This is a genomic window from Pyramidobacter sp. CG50-2 (genome assembly GCF_003612005.1).
GTDB lineage: Bacteria > Synergistota > Synergistia > Synergistales > Dethiosulfovibrionaceae > Pyramidobacter.
Genome location: NZ_RAWT01000082.1, coordinates 1 through 6,033 on the forward strand (window position 1 = coordinate 1; position 6,033 = coordinate 6,033).

Below are 6,033 nucleotides of genomic sequence, written 5' to 3' on the forward strand. Positions count from 1 at the left end.
TGATCCTGCGGTTATCGTATTTTGCCGGGCGTCCACGTTGACCTGATTTCGGGTGTTCGGGCGGCAGCATTCTCTTGGTTCGATTCCACTCGCTGGAGGTCAGTTCATATCTTCTCTCTTCCATGAGAAAAGTTTAAGCGATTGGATCGATTTAGGCAACTTTGACGTTTTTTAAACAAGTCCTAATTCTTGATAGAAAGTATTAACATAATTTCCCGGGGGCTGCGGAGGAGTTCAGTCGCTCAGGACTCCCTCGATCGCTGCGCGGTCTGCGCAGCTCGCTTTGTGAATCTCCTCCGCAGCGCCTCTGCATTCGGCATTTTAATTGAGAAATAGTATTAGTGCTGGATAGAGTCCATCGAGGAATAGCAAAGAGACCGCCTCAATTGGCTTTTGAGACGGTCTCCTGTTTTGGGGGCAATTATTTTTTTTCTGTGCGATCGCCAGTTATCAGTTGCAGCGACATACGGCACCTTTCAGCTGAATAGTTAAGGATATTTCCTATGTTTAAGTATCATCCTGCCGGATGCCATATCACGCGCATAAGGAGATCCTTGCTATGCAGCATAGACGCTCCAAGGTTGACAGACACCTCATTTCAGAGGGAACAGCCGGTTTTCTGAAAAATACTTGCTGTCTGTATGGCTTTCATAACACAGCAGCTACTGTGCATAACGCCGTCTCTGGTAAAACCGTATTTTGCTGTCACGGTGCGCTTGATATCTCTCCTGAAGAGCCTGTCCGCCCAGAATGCGGGGCGACGATGCGCGTCAAAACATCTACGGCCGCGGTCAGCTGCCACGAAAGACCCGGTGACCGTCAGCATATCAGACCTTCGGCCGCTTTACAGAAGACGGTTAGGCCCGCGTTCTATTTGGACTTCCAGGCATCGTAGAGCGCCTGAATGTCAGCAGCATAAGCGGCCCCCTGGTCACGTGAGTAGAACGTAGACGAGGAACCGGTACGGTACTTGAACCCCTTATCGCCTGCCGGCATTGGATCAAGCCTGATGATCTTTCCTTTTGCTTCGCCCTTTTCGCCCGGTTCGGGGCGGTAAACGATCATGACAGTGTCCGGCTTGTCACGCATAGATTCGTTCCATGCCTTGACTTTTTTCTGAGGTTCCGCGCCGGACAGTTTTGCGTACCCGAGCGCGGTCACCGGCTCACCCTCGTACCCGATCAGAAAATCATCCCGACGCAGTCCGGCCGCGTAGGCGGTGCCTTCCTTGTCGATATTCCAGATCACAGTCAGAGAAGCAGAGCCCTTCGGACGGGACTTAGGGACTTCATTTCGTACTGCCGGGCCGCCGTTGTTTTCCGCGAGCCATTTTTCATAGAGCGCCTGGATCTGCTGAGCATAGACAGCCCCCTGACTGTGAGCGTAGAACGTGCACTCGGAAACGGTCGCGTATTTAACCCCCTTATCGCCTGCCGACATCGGATCGAGCCTGATGATCTTTCCGCGGGCCTCGCCCGTCTCATCAGAGGCAGGACGATACACGATCATTACCGCGTCGGGTTTGCTGCTCATGGATTCGATCAGAGCCCTGACTTTTTTCCTGCTGTCCGAGCTTGAACTCAGTTTTGCATATTCGATCGCCGTCGCTGCTTCCCCCATGTATCCGATCAGAAAGTCGCCCTCGCGAAGTCCGGCGGCATAGGCCGCGCTGTTCTTAGGGACATACGTGAACCGCGTCAGAGCCGCCGGTCCGTGCACGAAGACGTTGTTGCCCTCCGCGACCCATTTTTCATAGAGCGCCTGGATCTGCGCGACGTAAACGGACGACTCCTCACGGCTATAGAACTGACACTCATCGCTGACATCAAAGTAAAACCCTTTTCTGCCCTTCTTCATCGGTGAAAGCTTCAGGATCTGCCCCTTCGCGGTATTTTTCTCGCCGCTGGCGGGACGGTAGACAACAAGGGGAGCGTTCGTGTCATTTTCGTTCACGTCAAGTTCATGCGCTACGCTCGTATAAGTGCTTCCGGAAAAAATCCCCGCATGTTCAAAGAATGACTTTTTCTCTCCGAGCAGACCGATCAGGAAGTCGCCGACCTGCATGCCAGCGGCCAGAGCCTGCCCCTCCGGAGCAACATCCGTAACGCGAGGCAGACATGAGGGAACGCGGACCGCCGGTCCTGAGTTGCCCGAGGCAAGCCATTCACTGTAGATCTTCACGATCTGCGTATAATACAAGTACGTCCCCTTATTGGAGAGCATGCTGCCATCAGCAGTTTTTTTCGGCGTCCAGCTGAAGCCCTTCTTCCCCTCGGGCATCGGCGCGCTCGCGAAGATCATCCCATGAGCCGATTCTTTCTCAAGAAAGGCGTCATCCGTTTGGGCTATCTTATGGGCTGCCCTAGTTTCCCTCAGTTTCTCACGCAGTTGGGCGATCTCATTTTCACTCATTCCCTCACGCAGACCGGGGCGGTAGACGATCATGACAAGATCTCCGCGTTCTGAGGCCCCGTCTATGATCGGGGTAACACGGCTGGCTGACTCCCCGGGATCATAGCCCATGAAGCTGAACGTGGTCCACTTGTCGCCCTGATAACCGATGATGATGTCATATTTCTGCAGTCCGGCGGTACGCGCCGCCCCTTCCTCCGCGACTTCCGTGATCACCGGAAGGCAGATATCCGAATCTCTCGAGGCCGTGACCCCGGCCCCGGCGAGGACGATCACCTCGACGGGGATCGCGCGGATGTGCGGGTCACTTTCCCCGGCCTGGCCGATCTCTCTGCCCCCTGCGTCGGTAAAGACGAATCTTCCGTCACGCCTATAGGCTTGGCCGATCTCCTTGCCGCCGGAATAGTACACATCCTTTGTTTCCTGCCGGACGAGCTTCGCAAGTTCCTTTCCAGCGGCATCGCAGAAGACGATCGTTCCGTCCACGGTCCGGGCCTCTCCCAGAGGCCTTTTGTCCGGATCGCGGTAAACGGTGACGCCGTTTTCAGTCGCAGATTCAGCGACCTGCACGGCATGGGCCCAGTACGTCGTGCGGCCTTCCTCCTCCGCTCTCGCATAGTATCGGAATGTGCCGCGAGGCCCTTGGACCGAGAGCTGCAGCTCGGCGTACGCGCATGTCCCGAACAGCACCGCCAGTAATACAGCACTTATGAATCTCAGTTTTTTCATAATAAAAACGCCTCCCTCGTGTTCGGAAAACTCCGGATACAGCGCGGCAAGGCGTTGTTCCCCATTCGACCTCGCCGCTTACCCACTCGGGCATCAGAACAGGCCATGCGAACTGGTCGGCCTGATACTCGAAACCGTTCATGTTTGCCTGCGTCTGCGACCGGAAGCAGCAGCCGCGGCTGCTCTTCAGCGCCCAGCCAACTATGTTAAACAAGATCAAAACGCCCAGGCGGCAGGGAAGGGGTGGCTGTTCGGATGCTGAATGCCCCGTTCCGAAAGATTTTCGACATCAGCAAAAAAACTGGAACGCAATTCTGCATCACACAGAATTTGTGATTGAGCTATTTTTTGAAAAAACTACTCGCCTTTGGCCAGAGCGATGTTTTTGGACACGGTGGAGATCATGCGGGCGATGTCGGTCTTGCGCACCCAGGAGATCACCACGTCGTCGCCGGAGACGCCGGCGGTGCTGATGCGGAGTTTGCCGAAGAAAATGCCGCGCTCGCCGCGGATGGAGTTGATCTTGCCGTAGGGGAAAATGCGGTCGTCGCTGCCGTAGACGATGCCCGAGTCGAGCACCATGAAGCGGCGGTTGGTCGCCACGACGAGCACGGTATTCTTTTTGCCGTCGTAGCCGCTGGTCAGGAATTCGATCACTTCGCCCTCGTCGATGATCTTGGGCAGGGCGCGGCGCTCTTTTCCGGTGAACCACTTGTGATAGGGACCGATTTTGCGGAGTTGCTCCCGGACGACTTCTTTCGATACTGGCATTGAGAAATCCCTCCTGAAAAGTAATGTTGGGTTGGATAGCAAGGAAGATTCATTTTCCGTTCAGGGCATGAAAACCCTTCGCAAGATTATACCCTCGATTTTGAAATTTGAGAACAGGCCCTGCATTTTTGCGTCACGGCGGAAATTTCGGCGAGGCCTTTTAAAAAGACAGAACCGCAGAACCGGCCGTCGCACGGCGGCCGGCTCTGCGGTTTTTTATCCGCGGTCCCTGGCGTCCAGAGCGTCCATCCAGCGGCAGATCGAGTCCAGAGCCAGTTGGGTATTGCCGCAGCTGCAGTGATCGCCGGCCTCTTCGCGGTCGGTGAAGAGGCGGAAGGTGAGCGAACGCGCGTTTTTCAGCATGGCGATCTCCTTGCCGACCAGCGTGTAGGGGATCATGATGTCGTGCTGCGCGCCGAGGATGAGCACGTCCTGATCGATTTTTTCCGCCACGGGAGCCAGATCGTAATCCGCGAGCGCCAGCCCGAGGTCGAACGGCGTAGCCGCGCCGTAGCGCGGCAGCATTTTTGCCAGCGCCAGCGCGTGCAGGTCCCCTTTCTTCACGCTGCGGCGGAAGAGTCCGTTGACGACGCTTTTCATATTCGCTTTCAAGAGGGAGCGGAGCGCTTGGGCGCGCGCTTTTCCGGCCGTCGCCCGATACACGTCCCAGAACGAGGGGAAGACCGACCAGCCGATCACGCGCGAGATCCGCTTGTCGAACGCGGCGGCCCGCGGCGCGAAATAGCCGCCGAGCGAAACGCCGACGATCGCGACGTCGCGCAGATCGAAGCGCGCCGTGATCGCCGCCACCGGCTTTTCCCACGCGGCGGTAAAGGGAAGGCCGCGCAGCCGCGTCACCGCGCCCTGGCCGGGCCCTTCGAACAGATAGACTTCGTAACCCCGTTCGCGCAGGTACAGCATTGGGAAGAAGAATTCCTCGTAATAGGAGTCGTTGCCGCCATGAACGAGAAAAACGCCTTTTTTCTTCCGATCCGGTTCTGTGTGCATGACCGGCAGCGTAACGTCCTCGTAGGGAACTTCCAGGCGCTCGACGACGGGCGCGCTGCCGGAACCTGGCGTGAAATAATCCGCAAAATATCCGTAAAACAGCTCGCGGGCTTTGTTGTAGCACGCGAGGGCGTCGGGATCGCCGCCGTCCATGTAGAATTCCGCCATCCGGTAATAGGCGATGGCATTGCCGATGCGCTCTTCGGCGAGCGCCCGGGCGCCGAGCTCCATGAGGATTTTCTTCCAGTCGTCGAAGTCTCTGATCTGCCGCGAAACGCGTCTCACCTCCTCCAGATCGCCGCCGCTCCAGCTGATCATGCGGTTCAGCTGATAGTTGAGGTGCGGTTCGTCGTTGAGTTCGTGAAAGCCCTTTTTGAAAACGATCGGTGCGCCGACATCGTATTTTTTCATGGGTTCCTCTCCTTTCGGCCGTTCCCTTGCGGCATGCGGCTGTCCGTCCGAGGCGGACAGACGAGTTTTTCATTTTTATCTGTTAAATATTATAGCAGACGCGGCGGAAAATCGTGCGCCGCCGGCTCTTTCATGAAAAAGACGAGGCGCCTCACCCGTTGAAGGTGAAGCGCCTCGATATTTTTCGTCCTCTGGTTGCGTTTTCCGAACGAGAATAAAAAAATGGCACTCTCTAGGGGATTCGAACCCCTGTTACCGGGCTGAGAACCCGATGTCCTGGGCCACTGGACGAAGAGAGCGCGTAAAAAATGGCTGGGATACAGGGATTCGAACCCCAATTCTCTGATCCAGAGTCAGATGTCCTGCCGTTGGACGATATCCCAAAGCCTCATGTTAAATTGAGCTCGGCGTCTTCCGCAGAGCAAGGGAATAATAGCATGCCTCAAAAAAAATTGCAAGACCCTGATCGAGAAAATCCCGAGATGTTCCCGAGGTGAAATTCTTCAAGGTAAATGCAACGCAACATCCGGTACCCCGTTGCATTAAATCTGAATTAAAAGGAGCTTGCATTTAGTCTGAATTGATGAAAGAACTTTCTTACGAGACAACAGATCTCGGAAAGGAGTTCATCATCATGAACAAACATTTGACTCTGGCTGAAAGAAAAGCCATTGAAAGCGCCCTCAACCGGCGAGAATCTCT

Annotated in this window: 3 protein-coding genes and 2 tRNA genes; all 5 read right to left on the reverse strand. The window is 55.6% G+C overall.

Annotation, left to right across the window (positions count from 1 at the left end; all coding sequences use genetic code 11):
- Window positions 1-870: 870 nt before the first annotated feature.
- The 5 genes from D7D26_RS11665 to D7D26_RS11685 all read right to left on the reverse strand — a co-directional run bounded on the left by D7D26_RS11665 (window position 871) and on the right by D7D26_RS11685 (window position 5,714).
- Window positions 871-3,141, reverse strand: a complete 2,271-nt coding sequence (locus D7D26_RS11665) for a hypothetical protein (protein ID WP_120373159.1) — start codon at window positions 3,139-3,141, stop codon at window positions 871-873.
- A 357-nt stretch (window positions 3,142-3,498) separates the two neighbouring features.
- Window positions 3,499-3,912: a PH domain-containing protein gene (locus D7D26_RS11670; RefSeq protein ID WP_078016661.1), complete on the reverse strand. Its 414-nt coding sequence runs from the start codon at window positions 3,910-3,912 to the stop codon at window positions 3,499-3,501.
- Between the two features lie 216 nt (window positions 3,913-4,128).
- A complete protein-coding gene (locus D7D26_RS11675) occupies window positions 4,129-5,331 on the reverse strand; it encodes an alpha/beta hydrolase (RefSeq protein ID WP_120373160.1) in 1,203 nt (400 codons plus the stop codon).
- A 223-nt stretch (window positions 5,332-5,554) separates the two neighbouring features.
- Window positions 5,555-5,630 (reverse strand) — tRNA-Glu (locus tag D7D26_RS11680).
- A 10-nt stretch (window positions 5,631-5,640) separates the two neighbouring features.
- Window positions 5,641-5,714: transfer RNA gene (locus D7D26_RS11685), tRNA-Gln, on the reverse strand.
- Between the last annotated feature and the right edge of the window lie 319 nt (window positions 5,715-6,033).